This window comes from Branchiibius sp. NY16-3462-2, assembly GCF_001594145.1.
Lineage (GTDB): Bacteria > Actinomycetota > Actinomycetes > Actinomycetales > Dermatophilaceae > Branchiibius.
Genome location: NZ_LVCF01000040.1, coordinates 232,675 through 250,112 on the forward strand (window position 1 = coordinate 232,675; position 17,438 = coordinate 250,112).

A 17,438-nucleotide genomic window follows, 5' to 3' on the forward strand; every position below is an offset into this window, starting at 1 on the left:
AGCCCCTTCTACGCCTGTAGAGCGCTCAGGGCCGCCGGGCCGCGTCGTCGGCATGCACCTTCAGCAGCAGGCCGATCCCGATCCAGCACGCGAACATGCTCGACCCGCCGTACGACACGAACGGCAACGGCAGTCCGGTGACCGGCAGCACCGCGAGGTTCATCCCGATGTTCTGCAGGATCTGGAAGAGGAACCAACTGGAGACCCCGACGGCTACGAGGCGGCCGAAACTGTCCTGGGTGTGCCAGGCGATCAACAGGCCGCGCACGACGACAAAGCCAAGGAGGGCGATCAGCGCCGCCGCGCCCAGGAACCCCAGTTCCTCGGCCGCTGCGGAGAACACGAAGTCACTTTGTTGGAAGGGGATGACGCCCGCCTGGGTGGCACGACCGTGCAACAGCCCCTGCCCGGTCCAGCCACCGCCACCGATGGCGAGGCGGACCTGGTGCATCTGGTAGCCGATCCCGCCGGGATCAGCGTCAGGGTGCAGGAACGCGGTCAGCCGGGCCTTCTGGTAGGCACTCAGCATCGGGGTGAACATCGCCGCCCACACCACCGCGGCCATGGCGGCGAGTGCTCCGGCGATCCACGGCCAGCGGGCCCCGGAGACGGTGACCACGCCCAGGCCGATCATGACCAGCACCGTTGCCGACCCGAGGTCGGGTTGCAGGACGACCAGCGCCACCGGCACCGCCACCAGCGCACCGGCAACAAGCACGTCGCGAGCCGGCGGACGAGCGCCACGTTCGCCGTGTTCGGCCAGCACCATCGGCAGCGCCACGCAGAGGGCCACTTTGGCGAATTCGGCTGGCTGCAAAGACAATCCGGGCAGTTCGATCCAGGACCGGGAACCGTTGATCGTGGATCCGAACGGGCCGAGCACCGCCAGCAGTCCCAGCAGCGCGAGCACGTAGACGATGGGCGCCAGGGTCTGGATCGTGCGCACCCGTAGCCGCATGACCCCGAACGCCATCAGCATCCCGACCGTCAGGTTGAACAGGTGATGCGCGAGGTAGCCGTGCCCGAAGCGATGCGTCGTGGAGTAGACGAGGGTCGCACCCACGAGTGACAGGCCCAGCGCCGCGATGACCAGGCCCCAGTCCAGGCGCCACCAGGGCGTTCGCGGCGCGGCAGAGGCGGGGGGCGGGGCGAGCGCCGGCATGGCGGGTTCAGTCGCAGTCGCTGAGCAGATCGCGGATCTTGTCGACGTCGTTACCGATCTGCTCGATCAGCGCCTCGATCGTCGTGAACCTGGTGTTGCCGCGGACCCGTTGCACGAACTGCACCCGGACGGACTCGCCGTACAGATCCAGGTCGTCACGGTCCAGGACGTAGGCCTCCACCGTGCGGCGGTGCACGTCATCGAAGGTCGGGTTGGTGCCGACCGAGATCGCGGCGGGCATCCGGTGGTCCGGGTCGCTCTCTGGCAGGCGGTCGCGGACCAGCCACCCGGCGTACACCCCGTCCTCGGGCACCATGCCCGTGGCGTCGGCGGCCAGGTTCGCCGTCGGGTAGCCCAGTTCGCGGCCCCGCTGCAGACCGCGCACGACCACGCCGTGCACTTCCGGGGTGCGCCCGAGGATCTCGGCGGCGCCGGCGACATCGCCCTCGACCATTCGGGCCCGGGTGTCGGTCGACGAGAAGCGCTTATCGGTGCCGACGTCGTCAACGATCGCCACGTCGTACCCGAACTCCTGACCCAACTCGGTCAAGGTGTGCACGTCGCCGGAGTTGCGCACCCCGAAGCGCATATCCCGCCCGACCATGACCACACGGGCGTGCAGCGCGTCGACGAAGACCTCTTCGACGAACTCGCGGGGTGTCTGGGCGGCCAGTTCCAGCGTGAAGGGCAGGACGAGGGCGACATCCACGCCGAGCTCTTCGAGCAGGTCCAGCCGGTCGTCCAGGCCGGTGAGGGCTTTTGGTGCGCGATCGGGGTGCAGTACGGCGAGTGGGTGGGGTTCGAAGGTGACCGCCACGCTGGTGAGGTGGTCGGCCTGTGCTCGCTGCACCAAGGTCGTCAGTAGGGCGCGGTGGCCGCGGTGGACGCCGTCGAAGTTGCCGATGGTGACGACGGACGCCTGCAGATCGGCCGGGACCTGGTCCAGGGCGGTGAGGCGCAGCACGCGCCAACCTTACCCAGGAGTGCTGACCCACCTCCGGCGTGGGCTCAGGCCAGTTCGTGCTTGTCCAGACCGAAAACGCGCCAGGCCGCCAGCGCAAGGATCCAGGTACCGATGAAGACGCCGACGATCACGAACCCGATGTTGTCCAACTCGATCGAGCCCAGCGATGCGACCGGACCGGAGGTGATGTCGAAGCGGTCGGCGATCACACCGCACAACTCGATGGTCCCGATGATCAGGGCGACGACGATGGAGACGCTGGTGACGGTGGCGTTGTAGTAGAGGCGGCGCAGCGGTTTGGTGAACGCCCAGCCATAGGCCTTGCTCATGAAGATGCCGTCGAGCGCATCGAACAGGCTCATGCCGGCGGCGAAGAGGACCGGCAGGGTCAGGATCGCGTACCACGGCAGCGCTGAGGCGGCCGCTCCTCCGGCCAGGACCAGCAGGCTGATCTCGGTGGCGGTGTCGAACCCGAGGCCGAAGAGCAGCCCGACGGGGTACATCTGGATCGGCTTCTTGACCGCGTTCAGCATCGGCTTGAGGATCCGGGCCAGGAAACCGCGGGAGTTGAGGTGCTCCTCCAGAGCGGCCTCGTCCAACTCGCCGGACTTGCGGCTGCGCCAGACCTTGATGATGCCGATCAGCGCGATCAGGTTGATGATGCCGATCGCCCACAGGAAGACACCGGACACGGTGGTGCCGAAGGTGCCCAGGATGGTGTTCAGCGTGGTGCCCTCGGTGGTCGCCGTCCGGGACAGCGCCCGGATACCGAGCGCGAGTAGCAGGCACAGGCCGAACACGATGCTGGAGTGGCCGAGGGAGAACCAGAAGCCGACGCTGACCGGTCGCTGACCCTCGCCGCGCAGTTTGCGGGTGGTGTTGTCGATCGCGGCGATGTGGTCGGCGTCGAAGGCGTGGCGCATCCCGAGGGTGTAGGCCGTGATGCCCAGGCCGATCCCGAAGAACTGGGCCTTGCCGGTGCCGTCGGTGCCCACTGCGTAGTGCTCAGGGGCGACGATGAATGCCAGTGTGCCCCAACCGATTACGTGCAAGGCAATAATGAACGCGGCCATCCCCGCGATCGATCGGACCTCACTCGGAGTCAAGCCTCTGACGTTGTTCCCGGCGCTGCGCACGGAGTCCATGACCGACATGATCGGCAGCCTATCGGTTGATGCGACTTTGTCGCGTCTAGCCCTTCGAACGGTCTTGCGGCCTATCCAACCGGGCAGGGTCAGCTGGTCGGGAACACCACGTGCGAGCGTGGCACGTCGCCGGACTGGTCGAGCATTGCCACCAAGTCATCGCCGGGCCCGATCGCTGCGACCGGATCGCCGAGCGGCCCGTCCGGCGCGATGCGTTGCCCGAACCGCAGCTTGCGCGCTTCCTCCTCCGTGAGAACCCGCACCGGGAACTGCGCACGTGCCGCCTCGGCGAGCGGAGTCACCGGCAACGGATCGCCCAGATTAGCCAGGGGCGTGGCATCGGCGAGCGTGAACCGGCCGACCGTCGTACGTCGAAGAGCGGTCAGGTGCCCACCCACCCCGAGCGCCGTGCCCAGGTCGCGGGCTAGTGCCCGCACATAAGTCCCCGACGAAACCTCCACGCGCACATCGAGATCCACCAGATCGCCGAGGTCGCGTCGCGCGAGCACGTCGAAACCGGACACCCGCACCGGTCGCGCCGCGAGCTTGACTTCATCTCCCCCACGCACCTTCGCGTAGGCGCGTTGCCCGTCCACCTTGATCGCGCTCACCGAGGACGGCACCTGCTGGATGTCACCGGTCAGCCCGGCGATCGCCGTACTGATATCGGCGTCGGCCAAGTGCCCGGCCGACGCCGAGGAGAGCACAGAGCCGTCGGCGTCGTCGGTGATGGTCGACTCCCCCAACCGGATCGTCGCCTCGTAGGTCTTGTCGCAGCCCACCAGGAAGGTCAGCAGCTTCGTTGCGCGGTTCAGCCCGAGCACCAGGACCCCCGTGGCCATCGGATCCAAGGTGCCCGCATGCCCCACCCGGCGGGTGCCGGCCAACCGGCAGACCCGCGCGACCACGTCGTGGCTGGTCCAATCAGCGGGTTTGTCGACGATCAGCAGACCGTCGGGTGAGTCACTCCTTGTAGGGATTGGCATCTCCCGCCGGCTTGGCCGCCGCGGCGGCCTTCGCCAGTTCAGCGTCACGCGCCCGGGCCTCGGCCAGCGCCTTCTCGATCTGCTCGGCGCCCTCGGGCACCGCGTCGTGGATGAACTCCAGCGACGGGGTCAGGCGGATGCCCAGGCCCTGCCCGACGTACGTGCGGATCCGCCCGCGGTACTCGTTCAGCACCGTCTCGGCCGTCTCCCGGTCCTCTTCAGAGCCCATCACCGAGTAGAAAACAGACGCGTGCTGGGTGTCGCCGGTGACCCGGACGTCGGTGATCGTCACGAAACCGAGCCGCTCGTCGTTGATCTCCCGCTCCAGATACTCCGCGACAAGCGTCTTGATGCGTTCTGCCACCTTGCGCGCGCGTGCCGGATCAGCCATGGCGAGCCACCTTCCTAGCCGTGAATCGGAGACCCCAGCCTAATTGCGACCGGCGGGTACGCCGACCATCAGGTCCCGATCGATCGATGCGTCCACGCGGTGCCGGAAGGTGTCGCGTACGACGACCTGCAGTCCGTGCCGCTCCAGCAGCTGCGCGAGGTCGTCAGTGGGTGCCACGTGCCGGTTATAGGACAGCCCGATCGCTCCCCCGGTCTTGAGCGTCCGCAGCCACGCGGGAAGCGCCGCGTCGAGCAGTTCGAGGGGTGCCCGGTTGAGTTGCCGCCCGGCGTGGTCCCCGTGCGAGCCGTGCAGGACGCCGTACGGCGTGTCCGTCACGATCAGGTCGACGCTGGCTTTGGGGACGAGCCCGTCGAGTGCCGTCGTGTCGGCGCGCAGGTAGGTGACCTTCTGGGTATCGCCTGCTTTGAAAGCGTCCTTGTCACAGGCTGTTTCGAGATCGAGGCGGGTGCCACGGTGACTGGTGGCGATGGTGTGCTTGAGCCGGTGGCTGCGCAACCACGTCTTGATGAAGACGTCGTACGCCTCGAAGTCCCGCTTGTCGACGTCGACCCCAACGGCGTTGTATCCCAACAGCATTGCCAGGTTGAGCGTTGTTCCCCGGCCGCACATCGGGTCGAGGACAGTGCGCTTCGCAGTTCTGGTCGTCGTGTGCGCGGCTGTCACGTTGAGGCACAGCCGGGTCCAGGTCTCGTTCGTCTTACCCTGATACTTCTGGATCGTGACCAGATCGTCGGGATATATCTCCCTGCGCTGCAACGGAATTGGTCGCAGCAGGTCACCCTCCCATTGGAACAGCGCCAACGTGGACGACAGGTTGGACAACGTGGGTACGTCGGCGTCCGTGGCTTCGCACTCGACGTACGGCACCCCCGCGAGTTGCACCTCGTGGGCCGGGCGGCCGAGTAACTCCGTGGCTTCAGCGGCAGCCAGGCGAGGAGCATCGGCGGCGTAGACCCGGTTCGCCGACGGTGAGACCAGGACGAGGAAATGTGTCACCCGGTTACGGTAGCGGCAACTCAGCCGGTCGCCGTGCGCACAGAACGCAGCGCGAACTGTGTGACCCGCCCGGGGATGCGTGCGTGGCAGGTGGACAGGAGCGGTTCGGACAACGTCGCCTGCAACGCCACTTCCAACGGCTTCGGGTCCGCCGCGAGGAGCACCGTGCTGACGTCGCCGTCCTCCCGGACCGCCAGCGGAGCATAGGCGTCGATGTGGTCATCACCGTGCTGGGTACGCGCGAAGTGTTGCGCCGCCTGCACCACGTGCGAGTACGCCGTGCGGCCGCGCAGCAGCGAATCGTCCACTCTGCCTTGGGTATACGCAGCGACGATCGACGCCGGATCGTCTACTGAGTCGACGCGACCATAGGACAAGCCGTGCGGCAGCAGGATCATCGTGGCCGCGAACCGGTCGCCGCCGACATGCGAGCACTCCCAGGTCTCCTGCGGGTAGCGCGCCGCGATCGCACCGGCAACGACACGCCCGCGAACTGCGCAACACTGGTCGTGCCGACCGTGCGCGCACACAATCACCAACGGACCGTCTACCGGCTGGCCGGCGGATCCATCCAGCGGCACGTCGAGGTAATCCTGCGGCGAGGCCACCTCTCCCCCGACGAGCCACTCCTGCCCGGGGCGGCTCGACGCGATGAACCAGCGCCATCGGGACGGCGACTCGCGACGACCCGGGCGACGAATCGCGGCGATGCGCATACCGGAGGCTTCGGCGCGGCGAACGATGGCCAGCCCGAGCGCCGGATCCAACACCGACGGCGACCCGGTGAACGCGGACGGTCCCCAGCCGCCGGCGACCTCCAGCAGCAACCACGACAGGCCGGCGGACGCGGTGCCGTAGAGCGGGTCGTGCCGATCGCGGGACTGGTTGCTGCAAGGCAGCCGATCGATCAACCGGATTGTCCTGACACGGGATTCGCGACGACGACCACCGCTTCGCGCAGCAGCCGTCGCGCAAGGACCACACCGTCGTCGGCGTCGAGTCCAGGCAGCGCGCCGGCAGCGATCGGCGTACCGCCACGCAGCGCTTCCAGCGCCTCGGCGCAACTACCCGGGAAGTCGATGCTCCGGTCGCGCAGCCGAAGCCGGACGCCATCACCGCGCGGCACCAGCCGCCCGGTGAGTGCATGTCGCCACTGGACAACCGTTGAGCCGTCGAGCTTTTCGGCAGCAACGACCGTGGCCAGGGGACGTACGGCGACCGGCCGGGTGCGCTCGGCGAAGGATCTCGACACCCGGGCACCAGCGCCCTCGGCGATGGCTGATGGGGCATCGCGCAACGCGTCGGAGAGGATCGCGACCGTCTTCTGCGCGATCGCCGCCACCTCATCTGCGGACGTGAGGTCGACCCCCATCGGCAGGGATCCTCGCAGCTGCTCGGTGGCCGCCAGTTCGTCGACGATGGCGCGCACCACGTCGTACGTCGTGATGGCGGCGACACCAACGGTCAGGTGGATCGAGGTCTCACCGAGCGCTCTGGCCGAGTGCAGCCAGCCCCGGGGCAGGTACAGCGCGTCACCCGGCTCGAGGATGGTGTCGATCACCGGGTTTTCGGTGGCCCGCGCTTCGACGGCGGAGCGGTGATCGGACCACGGCTGACTCGAGAGCGGATCGGTGTAGACCGGCGCGTGGATGGTCCAGTGCTTGCGGCCGGACACCTGCAGAACGAACACGTCGTGGACGTCGTAGTGCGGATCGAAACCACGGTTGCTGGCCGGTGTGATGTAGGCGTTCGCCTGCACGGGGTGGCCGAGGTCATCGACCGCCTCGCGGACGAAGTCGATGATCGGCGGCCACAGCCGATGCAGACCCTGCAACACCAGGGTGGAGCCGTTCGCGAACTGGTTCAGCACCTTCGCCGAGTCGACCTGATCAGGCATCTCGGCACCGAATCCCGCTGTGCCAACGAACTTTTCGCGATCAACGAGCTTGCCCTCGCGGGCCATCCGGATGAACGGGGTGCGGACACCGCGCTCGGCGATGAGTTCGTCAACGGCGTCCGGGGACAACAGGTCATCGAAGGGTCGCGGCAGATCCCCTGCCCGGGTCAGCAGCGGCTGCCGACCCCAGTAGTCCTGAGCGAACGTCAGGGGATCGACCGCGACACAACGAGTCAACATGTCTCAGGCAGAGCCGTCCGCGCCACCGTCGTGACCGCCGGGGTTCGAGCCCCCGTCAGCAGGACCCTCACCGGCGGAGCCGTCGGCGCCACCGTCGTGACCACCGGGGTTCGAGCCGCCGTCGGCCGGACCCTCGCCTTCACTGGCGTAACCGTCCGCGCCACCGTCGTGACCATCGGGGTTCGAGCCCCCGTCAGCAGGACCCTCACCCTCGCTCGCCGTACCGTCGGCACCACCATCGTGACCGCTGGGGTTCGAGCCCCCGTCGGCCGGACCCTCGCCTTCACTGGCGAAGCCGTCGGCACCGCCGTCGTGACCACCGGGGTTCGAGCCGCCGTCAGCGGGGCCTTCGCCACCCGTTGTCGAGGTGGTGATGTCGTCATCATCGAGCGCCATGACAATTCCCTTCGGTTGGGTTGTGGGCAAGACCCCACGGCACTGAGACTATGCACCCGCAAGGGCACTGACTACCCGCAAGACGGGTGGATTCACGGCTGTCCGGCTACGCACCCGCTGCGTCGCGCGCCGGGCCGAGATGGCTCCCGTCGACGATCTCCTGCAACGCCGCGACGTGCCCCGCGAACGCCGTACGCCCCTGTGCCGTCAGACGAGCGCGGACGGTGCGCCGACCACGGTGGGTACGGCGCTCCGTGGTCACGTAACCGGCCGCCTCCAGTGTGCTCAGTTGCTTGGACAGCGCCGAGTCGGACAGGCTCAGTGCCTCGGCGAGATACGCGAAGTCGGCCCACTCCGAGGCGGCCAGTGTCGCCACGATCGACAACCGGGTGCTCGGGTGGATCAACTCATCGAACCGGGGGGCGGTCATCGACGCGTTCGGGTAAGCATCGCTGCCAGCAGGCCCGGGCCGCCCAGGGCCAAGCCGATACCCACCACACCCGAGGCCCAGATCCCCGCGTGCCGCGCACCGTCGGCGTCCAGCCCGAGAGCCAGCACGACGGTCACCAGGATCGCTCCCAGGAGGAGCCCGATGACGGTGGCGGCCACCCGACCGCCGGCCACGGACCGAGCCACCGCGATCTGACCGGTGCGATGCCGGCCGTCGAGCCAGCGGGACGCCACGCTGGCATGCGCTGCGCCGAAGGCAATGGTCGCGAGGACCGTCACCCACGGTGACGCGTAGTGACTGATGAATCCCAGGCCCAGCCAGCCAAGGCCCATCACCCACCAGTAGGCACGAGGAAGGCCGAGTTCATCGGCAACCCGGCGGCGGGCGGCGGCTGCAACTTGGAGCGCGCCCTGCGCTTGTTCGGGATCTAGGTTCGTCATGATGGCCTCACTTTCCTGGTTGGAAAGTAGTTCACCACTTTCCCGGTTGGAAAGTCAAGGCCCACCCTGGGTGGTCCGATCAGGCAGCCGGAAAGTAGCGCCAGTGACCTTCTCCGACGACCCCGATCTGGTCGCCGTCGACGACGACGGCCGACTCGTCGTCGATCGCGTACGCCGGGTTACCCAGAGTGGCCGCCCACCGTTCGGCCTCGGCCATGGTGTTCTCCGGCAGGCTGGGGTGATCCACATGCGGGAAGATGGAGAACTCAACCAGCCCCAGCGTCTTGTCAGCACCGGAGGGCGGCTGCCAGTTCATGAAGTCAGCGCCGATCCGGGGCGCCATCACCATGCTCCCGGCGCTCATGCCGACCCACACCAACTCCGGCCGGTCCCGCACCGCGTCCAGCAGACCGCTCTCCCGAACCCAGTGCGCCAGGTAGACCGCATCACCACCGGAGACAAGCAGTACATCGCATTGTTCGATCAAAGGCCGCCACTGCTGCTCCGGGAGGCTCGGCAGCACGGCGAGTTCCAACAGCCCTACCGACTTCCAGCCCAGTTCAACCTGCGGCTGCTCGCTCCGGCCGGCCACGAACTCCCAGGTGCGGGCCGCGCCAGCGAGCGACAGATGGCCGTACATCGCAGTCGGGATGCACAGCGCGTTGCATTCCTCGACCGGCCTCGGCAACAACTGGTCAAGCGCGGCCCGGATCGCCGGGTTACGGACACCGGCAGAGGTGAGCAACATCTTCATGGCGCCTACAAGTCTGGCGCACGAGTGGTCACGGGTCCACGCGTACCAGGAGCTGCCCCACCTCGCAGTCCAGTGCACGGCAGATTGCCGACAGCGTCGAATAGCGGATGGCTTTGGCCCGATCATTCTTCAACACCGACAGATTCACGATCGACACGCCGACAAGTTCGCTCAGCCGCGTCAACGTCATATCGCGTTCGGCCAGCAGTTCGTCCAGGCGACAGTGGATTCCGGTGTCCTCGTCGGCTGCCGGCCTCACACCAGACCCTCGACATCTTCTTGCAGCCGTGTCCCGTAGCGCACCAACGCGGCGAACGCGGCGATCAGCAGGGCCGCCCCCACCGGCCACAAGGACAACGTCCAGCCGCCAGTACTTCTCGGAAGTCCGGTCGGCAACTCCTGACCGTGCACGTCGGGGGCCGTGTAACTGGTGATGTCCAGCAGTGCGTGGGCCGCCCGCGATGCCGCGATCTGCTGGAGGATCTGTGAAGCCAGCCCTCCGACCAGCACGACCACCGACGTCCAGAGCGCAACTCGCGTGACCAGCGCCACGAAGGGATCGCCGTGCAGTAGTTTCCAACACGCAAGCACGATCAGCAGGCAGACGGTGAGAGGGACAAGGAGCCCGACTACCTGACCGGTAACCCACAGGGCACGGGTTGCGCCGTCGAGGCCATGCACCTGCACGTCAGCGGAGGTGAAGCCACCGCCAGCGACTGTGGCCGTAGGTCCCTCCACCGTGACTCCCGGGTTGAGCGCCGGCCAGTACTCATCAACGGGCACGGTCATGTCGATGTCGCCGCCACCGGTTGCGTTGGCGATGTTCACGATGATCGCGATACCCGTCGCCACCGCCCCCAGCGCAGCGACGGTGCCGGTGGACCGCACGACATCCCGGGTGCCCCATCGCTCGTTGCGCAGCGAAACAACCACCAACATGGCGATGATGAGCAGCACGATCATTGGCAAGAACCCGACCACGATGACCTCCCGATTTATCGAAGAACGATAACAACGATAATCGATATGTCCCGAGGTGGCTAGCGCTTACGTCACAGCAGTGCATCCTCGCTCCGCTGGTGCGGCTCCCTCGTGAGGTTTGCGACGTACGCCCGGGGAGTCTGACCAACTATCCGCTTGAACTCCCGGCTGAAGTGCGCGTAGTCGAACCAGCCGAGATCATGCGCAAGACTCGAAAGGTCTTCGTAGTCAGCGGTGTTCAACCGTTCAAGCGATCGATGGACCCGGCGTCGCATGAGCAGCCACTTCGGCCCTACGCCGATGTAGGCGTTGCTCAAGCGCTCGAGGGAGCGCTCGGAAAGATCCACCTGATCGGCCAGGTCGGCCACGGAGCCCGCCTCAGCCGCGTCGATGACGGCGAGCCGGGACAGCAGGCTGCGTGCCCCGTCGAGGTCGTAGACGTATCTGGCGATCTGGTTCCCCACAAACGAGTCGAGCATGAATCCCGCGTTAGGGTTTCGCGGGGCGACGCCCTCCAACGGGTCCATGCGGTCGACGTACTTCTCTGCACGAAACGTCTTGTCCCGCAGGGTACTTGCGTCGATCCCGGTGATCACCGAGAACGCGCCCGGTCGGTAGCGGACGCCCACCACGTGGCCCCACCCGAACAGCGTCACATCGAAACGACGTCGGCTGACGACCCCTGTCACGTAAGAACCCGGACGCTCGGCGCCGTGCCGGATCGAGCCGCCCCACTCGTCCGTCAGGTTCACCGCCGACACCGGGACCAGGGAGGCGACGTACTTGGTTCCGGCCGGCAGGTCCCAGGAGACCGACCAGTAGTGCTCGACGAACTCCGCGTGCTCCTGCGAGATCCAGCGCTGCAGCGTCGCGTGCTGCGCGAAGCCCGCCGGGTCGAGAAGCACTCCGCGCTCGGCCAGGTGTGTCGGGTTTGTCCTAGTTGCCATCACCGTGAGCGTAGGAGAGTGGTCCGACAACGTACGCCGAGCGAAGGACTGACATGTCATCGAACGCCCCAGCCGCCGCAACGCTCGCCATGGTGAGCATCGACTGCCCCGACGCGAAGGCGATGTCCGATTTCTACCAAGCAGTCCTCGGGTGGGAGGTTGCGTACGAGGGTGATGGGTACGCCATGCTGAAGGGCGACGGGAACGCGCTCGGTTTCGGGACGACACCCGATTTCCAACGACCGGCCTGGCCCAACGACGGCACCAAGCAGTTCCACCTGGACCTGGGTGCCGAGGACGTCGATGCCACGGTCGCCCGCTGCGTCGAACTCGGCGCGACGAAGCCGGATTTCCAGCCCGGAGAGGATCGTTGGACGGTGTTGCTGGACCCCGCCGGTCACCCGTTCTGCGTGACCAACCTGGCCAACTGGGGCTGAGTCAGCGCGACAGGCGATCCAGGAAAGCAACCAGTAGCGCCTCGCGTACCGCTGGCGGCGCCACGTCGAGGAGCGCGTTGACCGGTGCCATCCGCTCCGGCGCGGCCACCTCGCCATCCCCGCTGGCAAGGCCGGCGATCTGCAACAGCGCGTCGAACGTCGCATCGTCCAGCGTCGCCGGATCGATCGCGGCCGCCGCCTCCCGCAGCGCGGGATCGACCTTGATCGGAGCAGCTGCCACCGCTACCTGAACCGAATCACGAAGCGCCGCAAGGAAGTCCGGCACGGACGCGGCCGTTGCTGCCGAGAGACTCACGTGAAGGGTCGCCGGAAACTGCTTGAACGACATCTGCGGCTGCACGAACCATCCGCGCTCCAGCATCAGATCACTCAGCGTGAACACATCCAGCGCCTCATCGGCACCGATGGCGACCAGGGTCGAATCCGGTGGGGCCACAACGTGTAGGTGGTCGATCGCGCTCACTCCCTCGACCACCGCACGCGTCCCGGCCAGCGCCTCCTGTGTCAGCCGCTGGTACCCCTCCGCACCGAAGTAGCGCACGACTGCCCAGGCCGCCGCGAGCGGTCCACCCGACTTAGTGGACTGCACCGTTGAGTTCAGCATCGTGTAGCCCGGCCAGTCCGCACTGGCGAAGAACTGTGCGCGTCGATGGCCTGGATCTGCATGCAGCAGAAGGGAAACACCCTTGGGCGTGTACGCGTACTTGTGCAGGTCGGCCGAGATACTGGTCACTCCCTCGACGGCGAAGTCCCACTGCGGCAGACCGTCCGCCCATGGCAGCACCCAGCCGCCGATGCACGCATCCACGTGCAGCCGGATGCCGCGCGGTCGGGTCAGTTCGGCGATCTCCTGCACGGGGTCGAGCACGCCCTGGGCGTACGACGGGGCGGACACCGCGACGAGGACCACGCGATCGGCGTACTCCTCCAGTGCCGCCTCCATTGCCGCCGGGTCCGCGCGGAAGGTCGCTGGGTCCACCGGCACGCTCACCCGTTCGACCCCGAAGTAGTGCGCCGCCTTGTGGAAGGCCGCGTGGATCGTGTCCGGTACGACGATCACGGGCTTGTCGACGCCCGCCGCGTCCCGCGCGGTCTTGACCGCCAGCAGGATCGACTCAGTCCCGCCAGAGGTCACGGTCCCGACCATCTCTTCACCGCCGTGGAACATCGGACGGGCGAAGTCGATCAGATCCCGCTCCATCTGCAGCAGACTCGGAAACGCGGTGGGGTCCAGGCCGTTCGTGCCGCCGTACATCGCCAGCGCCGCCCGGCCCAACTCGTCGGCCTCCGCTACCCCGGAGTCGTAGACGTAGGCCAACGTGCGCCCGCCATGGGTGGGCAGATCCGCGGCACGCAGTCCCTCCAACTCCTGGAGGATGTCCTCAACACTCACGAGGTGATCGTCGCACGGTGCGCCAACCGCTCATCAAGACGGTATGCGCGCAGCGGGATGAGGCTGATCAGCACCAGTGCGGCGGGGACGAGGGTGAAGCCGATGCGGATCGCCCAGAGCGCCGAATCCGGTTGAGTCACGGTGTGTTCAGCCGTCGAGGACAGATAGCCGCCGATCGCGAGCACGATGGCGAAGATGGCCGGCCCGAGCGCCAGCCCCAACGTCTCCCCGGCTGTCCACACACCGCTGAACACACCGACCCGGTTCTCGTTCCGACCACTCGGATCGTGTCCGGCGGCGTCGGCGAACATGGCCAGCGACAGGATCTGACCTCCCGCATAGCCGATCCCGACGAGAGCGGCCGCCACATAGACAAGGGCGTGCACAGCGGGGAGGGCGACGAACAACAGGAGCATCCCCAGGACCATCAGGACACTGGCCACCCGGAAGCCGGACAGCTTGCCGCGGTGGTGCGCGTACTTCGCCCACAGCGGCGTCACCAGCAACGCAGGTCCGACGAAGGCCGCGAAGAGCAGCGACGCTGCCGCCTTCTTGTGCAGCAGGTCCTCCGCGACGTAGGCGACACCGGCCAGCATCAGCCCGACGCCCAGCGACTGGATCACGAACGAGGTCAGCAGCGCCCGGAAGTCCCGGTGGCCGGCGACCGCGGCCAACTGCTCCTTGATCCCGCCCTCGGCGGAGACCGACTGTCGTTCAGGGGCACCCTTGGTCGCCCACCACGCACCGATCACTCCGAGCGCCAGCAGCAACGCGACGTACAGCCCCATGGCCCGGTATCCGGCGGCGGTCTTCTCACCGAACGCGTTGACCACCAACGGTGCGGTGGCACCGGAGATCAGAATGGCGACCGCGATGATGATCACCCGGGGTGTCATCAGGCGGGTGCGCTCCTGGTAGTCCTCAGTCATCTCGGCGGGCATCGCGATGTAGGGCACCTGGAAGAAGGCGTACGCCGTGGCGCACAGGACGAACAGCGCGACGACCCAGGCCCCGGCCAGGCCCTTCGGGGACGTCGGTCCGGCGAACATCAACGCGAAGAAGACCGCGAGCGCCAGGCCGCCTTTGAGCAGGAACGGTCGGCGTCGGCCGGCAGGATTCGTGGACCGGTCCGATATGCGCCCGGCCAACGGATTCATCACCACGTCCCACGCTTTGGGGACGAAGACGATGAACGCGGCCACTCCTGCAGCGATTCCGAGAACGTCGGTCAGATAGGGCAGCAGCAGCAGACCGGGCACGGTGCCGAAGGTCCCGGTGGCGATACTGCCCAGGCCGTAGCCGTTGAGGATCCGCTTCGGCAACGGCGCAGCAGTGTCCGACATGGCCGTCACCGTATCCGGCTATCGGTCAGACGGTGGTACAAGATCGGAAAACGGCGGTTCCTCGGAGAAATTCGCGATGAAATCTCCGAGGAACCGCCGTTTACCGAACTACTGCAACAAGATCAGTCGCGCGGCTTCTCGCGCTGTTCGTACGTCGTGATCAAGTCACCGATCTGCAGGTCGTTGTAGGACCCGAGGTTGATACCGCACTCGAAGCCCTCGCGGACCTCGGTGACGTCGTCCTTGAAGCGCCGCAGACCGGCCACCTCGACGTCCTCGGACACCACGACGCCTTCGCGGGTGATGCGGGCCTTGGACCCACGCTTGATCTCGCCGCTGCGCACGATCGAACCGGCGATGTTACCGAACTTGGAGGAGCGGAAGATCTCGCGGATCTCCGCCGTACCCAGCTCGACTTCCTCGTACTCCGGCTTGAGCATGCCCTTGAGCGCAGCCTCGATCTCCTCGATCGCCTGGTAGATGACCGAGTAGTAGCGGACCTCCACACCTTCCTTGTCGGCGTACTCCGCGTTCTGCCCCTCCGCGCGAACGTTGAAGCCGATGATGATCGCGTTGGACGCGACCGCCAGGTTGATGTTGTTCATCGTGATGGCACCCACGCCACGGTCGATGATCCGCAGGTCGACCTCGTCGCCGACGTCGATCTGCAGCAGAGCGTCCTCGAGCGCTTCCACCGAACCGGACACGTCGCCCTTGAGGATCAGGTTCAGCGTGTCGACCTTGCCGGCCTCCAGCGCCTGGTTCAGATCCTCCAGGCTGATCCGCTTGCGCGCCTTGGCCAGCGATGCCTGACGGTCCGCGGCTTCGCGGCGCTCGGCGATCTGGCGGGCGGTGCGGTCGTCCGGTGCCACGATGAAGGTGTCACCGGCGCGCGGGACGGACGCCAGACCCATCACCTGCACCGGTCGCGACGGACCGGCCTCGGTGAGGTTCTTGCCGTGCTCGTCCAGCAGCGCACGGACGCGACCGTGCGCCGTACCGGCCACGATCGCGTCTCCGACGCGCAACGTGCCGGACTGCACCAGCACGGTCGCGACGGCTCCGCGGCCACGGTCCAGGTTGGCTTCGATGGCCACACCGCGAGCGTCCTTGTCCGGGTTGGCGCGCAGGTCGAGCGCGGCGTCAGCGGTCAGCAGGACCGCCTCGAGCAGCGCGTCGATGTTCTGGCCCTGCTTGGCCGACACGTCGACGAACATGGTGTCGCCGCCGTACTCCTCAGCAACCAGGTTGTACTCGGTCAGCTGCTGGCGGATCTTGGCCGGGTTGGCACCATCGACGTCGATCTTGTTGACCGCGACCACGATCGGCACATCGGCCGCCTGGGCGTGGTTCAACGCTTCGATCGTCTGCGGCATCACACCGTCGTCCGCGGCGACCACCAGGATCGCGATGTCGGTCACCTTCGCACCACGGGCACGCATGGCGGTGAACGCCTCGTGACCGGGGGTGTCGATGAAGGTGATCGCGCGGTCCTCGCCCTCGTGGTTGGTGTGCACCTGGTAGGCACCGATGTGCTGGGTGATGCCACCGGCCTCCCCCTCGGCGACGTCGGCGTTACGGATCGCGTCCAACAGGCGCGTCTTACCGTGGTCGACGTGACCCATGACGGTCACGACCGGCGGCCGCGGCTGCAGGTCGGACTCGTCCTCGGCCTCTGCTTCGGCATCCAGGTCGATGTTGAAGGCGCTGAACAGCTCCTTCTCCTCGTCCTCGGGCGAGACGACCTCGATGTTGTACCCGAGCTCGGCGCCGAGCAGTTTGAAGGTGTCCTCGTCCAACGACTGGGTGGCCGTGGCCATCTCGCCGAGGTGGAAGAGCACCGTCACCAGCGATGCCGGGTTGGCGTCGATGCGGTCGGCGAAGTCACTGAGGGTGGCCCCGCGGCGCACGCGCACCACGGTCTTGCCGTCACCGTGCGGAACGCTGACGCCACCGATGGTGGGCGCCTGCATCTGCTCGAATTCCTGGCGCTTGGCGCGCTTGGACTTGCGGCCGCGGACCTTTCCACCGCCACGCCCGAACGCACCCTGGGTGCCACCGCGACCACCGGGACGGTTGCCACCGCCACCGGGACGGCCGGCGAAACCGCCACCGCCACCTGCACGGTTGCCACCGCCGGGGCCACCACGGCCGCCGGCACCGGCGCGACCAGCGCCAGGACCACCGACAGCGGACCGACCGGGCATCATGCCCGGGTTCGGACGGGGACCACCAGCACCGGCACCAGCGCCGCCGGGACGACCTGCGCCACCGGGACGCGGAGCGGCCGGACGGGGGCCTGCGGCACCTCCGGCACCGCGCGCGGCGGCCGGACGGGGCATGCCCTGGTTCGGGGCGAACGGGTTGTTACCGGGTCGTGGCGAACCGCCGGTCTGCATCCCCTGACGAGGTGCGAACGGGTTGTTGCCGGGACGGGCACCACCGGGACGCGGGGCCGAACCACCCTGTCGTG

19 protein-coding genes are annotated in these 17,438 nt (G+C 67.4%); 1 reads left to right on the forward strand and 18 read right to left on the reverse strand.

Features of this window, described 5'->3' with window-relative positions; all coding sequences use genetic code 11:
• Positions 1–25: 25 nt before the first annotated feature.
• The 15 genes from rodA to AZH51_RS14665 form a co-directional block, all read right to left on the reverse strand.
• On the reverse strand, positions 26–1,162 hold the full coding sequence (gene rodA, locus AZH51_RS14595) for a rod shape-determining protein RodA (protein ID WP_291525527.1): 1,137 nt from the start codon (positions 1,160–1,162) through the stop codon (positions 26–28).
• 7 nt (positions 1,163–1,169) lie between these two features.
• Positions 1,170–2,126 (reverse strand): bifunctional riboflavin kinase/FAD synthetase, encoded by a 957-nt coding sequence (locus AZH51_RS14600; RefSeq protein WP_291525529.1) that lies wholly within the window; start codon positions 2,124–2,126, stop codon positions 1,170–1,172.
• Between the two features lie 44 nt (positions 2,127–2,170).
• Positions 2,171–3,280: a HoxN/HupN/NixA family nickel/cobalt transporter gene (locus AZH51_RS14605; RefSeq protein WP_291525531.1), complete on the reverse strand. Its 1,110-nt coding sequence runs from the start codon at positions 3,278–3,280 to the stop codon at positions 2,171–2,173.
• Positions 3,281–3,360: 80 nt separating this feature from the next.
• Positions 3,361–4,257: a tRNA pseudouridine(55) synthase TruB gene (gene truB, locus AZH51_RS14610; protein ID WP_291525533.1), complete on the reverse strand. Its 897-nt coding sequence runs from the start codon at positions 4,255–4,257 to the stop codon at positions 3,361–3,363.
• Entirely contained in the window at positions 4,235–4,648 is a 414-nt protein-coding gene (gene rbfA, locus AZH51_RS14615; protein ID WP_109685269.1) for a 30S ribosome-binding factor RbfA, read from the reverse strand. Before rbfA ends, truB begins: the two co-directional genes overlap by 23 nt.
• A 39-nt stretch (positions 4,649–4,687) precedes the next feature.
• Positions 4,688–5,665, reverse strand: coding sequence for an SAM-dependent methyltransferase (locus AZH51_RS14620; RefSeq protein WP_291525536.1), 978 nt, complete (start codon positions 5,663–5,665; stop codon positions 4,688–4,690).
• Between the two features lie 20 nt (positions 5,666–5,685).
• The gene (locus AZH51_RS14625) at positions 5,686–6,576 is read right to left on the reverse strand and encodes a sucrase ferredoxin (RefSeq protein ID WP_291525538.1); all 891 of its coding nucleotides are present in this window, start codon (positions 6,574–6,576) and stop codon (positions 5,686–5,688) included.
• The gene (locus tag AZH51_RS14630; RefSeq protein WP_291525540.1) at positions 6,573–7,802 is read right to left on the reverse strand and encodes a cupin domain-containing protein; all 1,230 of its coding nucleotides are present in this window, start codon (positions 7,800–7,802) and stop codon (positions 6,573–6,575) included. The genes AZH51_RS14625 and AZH51_RS14630 overlap by 4 nt, the downstream gene beginning before the upstream one ends.
• Before the next feature lie 3 nt (positions 7,803–7,805).
• Positions 7,806–8,198 carry a BatC protein gene (locus tag AZH51_RS14635; protein WP_291525542.1) on the reverse strand — a complete coding sequence of 131 codons (393 nt, stop codon included), beginning with the start codon at positions 8,196–8,198 and terminating at the stop codon, positions 7,806–7,808.
• Between the two features lie 106 nt (positions 8,199–8,304).
• On the reverse strand, positions 8,305–8,628 hold the full coding sequence (locus AZH51_RS14640) for a transcriptional regulator (RefSeq protein ID WP_291525544.1): 324 nt from the start codon (positions 8,626–8,628) through the stop codon (positions 8,305–8,307).
• Positions 8,625–9,089, reverse strand: coding sequence for a hypothetical protein (locus AZH51_RS14645; RefSeq protein ID WP_291525546.1), 465 nt, complete (start codon positions 9,087–9,089; stop codon positions 8,625–8,627). The genes AZH51_RS14640 and AZH51_RS14645 overlap by 4 nt, the downstream gene beginning before the upstream one ends.
• A gap of 79 nt (positions 9,090–9,168) precedes the next feature.
• Positions 9,169–9,843, reverse strand: coding sequence for a Type 1 glutamine amidotransferase-like domain-containing protein (locus AZH51_RS14650; protein ID WP_291525556.1), 675 nt, complete (start codon positions 9,841–9,843; stop codon positions 9,169–9,171).
• A gap of 28 nt (positions 9,844–9,871) precedes the next feature.
• Entirely contained in the window at positions 9,872–10,102 is a 231-nt protein-coding gene (locus AZH51_RS14655; RefSeq protein ID WP_291525558.1) for a helix-turn-helix transcriptional regulator, read from the reverse strand.
• Positions 10,099–10,806, reverse strand: a complete 708-nt coding sequence (locus tag AZH51_RS14660) for a hypothetical protein (RefSeq protein ID WP_291525560.1) — start codon at positions 10,804–10,806, stop codon at positions 10,099–10,101. The genes AZH51_RS14655 and AZH51_RS14660 overlap by 4 nt, the downstream gene beginning before the upstream one ends.
• 89 nt (positions 10,807–10,895) lie before the next feature.
• Entirely contained in the window at positions 10,896–11,771 is an 876-nt protein-coding gene (locus AZH51_RS14665) for an AraC family transcriptional regulator (RefSeq protein WP_291525562.1), read from the reverse strand.
• 53 nt (positions 11,772–11,824) lie between these two features.
• On the opposite strand from AZH51_RS14665, the gene AZH51_RS14670 reads away from it, so the two are divergent.
• Positions 11,825–12,208 carry a VOC family protein gene (locus tag AZH51_RS14670; RefSeq protein ID WP_291525564.1) on the forward strand — a complete coding sequence of 128 codons (384 nt, stop codon included), beginning with the start codon at positions 11,825–11,827 and terminating at the stop codon, positions 12,206–12,208.
• 1 nt (position 12,209) lies between these two features.
• Here AZH51_RS14670 and AZH51_RS14675 read toward each other — a convergent pair whose 3' ends face one another.
• The 3 genes from AZH51_RS14675 to infB all read right to left on the reverse strand — a co-directional run.
• On the reverse strand, positions 12,210–13,622 hold the full coding sequence (locus AZH51_RS14675; RefSeq protein ID WP_291525567.1) for an aspartate aminotransferase family protein: 1,413 nt from the start codon (positions 13,620–13,622) through the stop codon (positions 12,210–12,212).
• On the reverse strand, positions 13,619–14,965 hold the full coding sequence (locus tag AZH51_RS14680) for an MFS transporter (protein WP_291525569.1): 1,347 nt from the start codon (positions 14,963–14,965) through the stop codon (positions 13,619–13,621). The genes AZH51_RS14675 and AZH51_RS14680 overlap by 4 nt, the downstream gene beginning before the upstream one ends.
• 122 nt (positions 14,966–15,087) lie before the next feature.
• The coding region (infB, locus tag AZH51_RS14685; RefSeq protein WP_291525571.1) for a translation initiation factor IF-2 at positions 15,088–17,438 on the reverse strand (2,351 nt) is incomplete at its 5' end.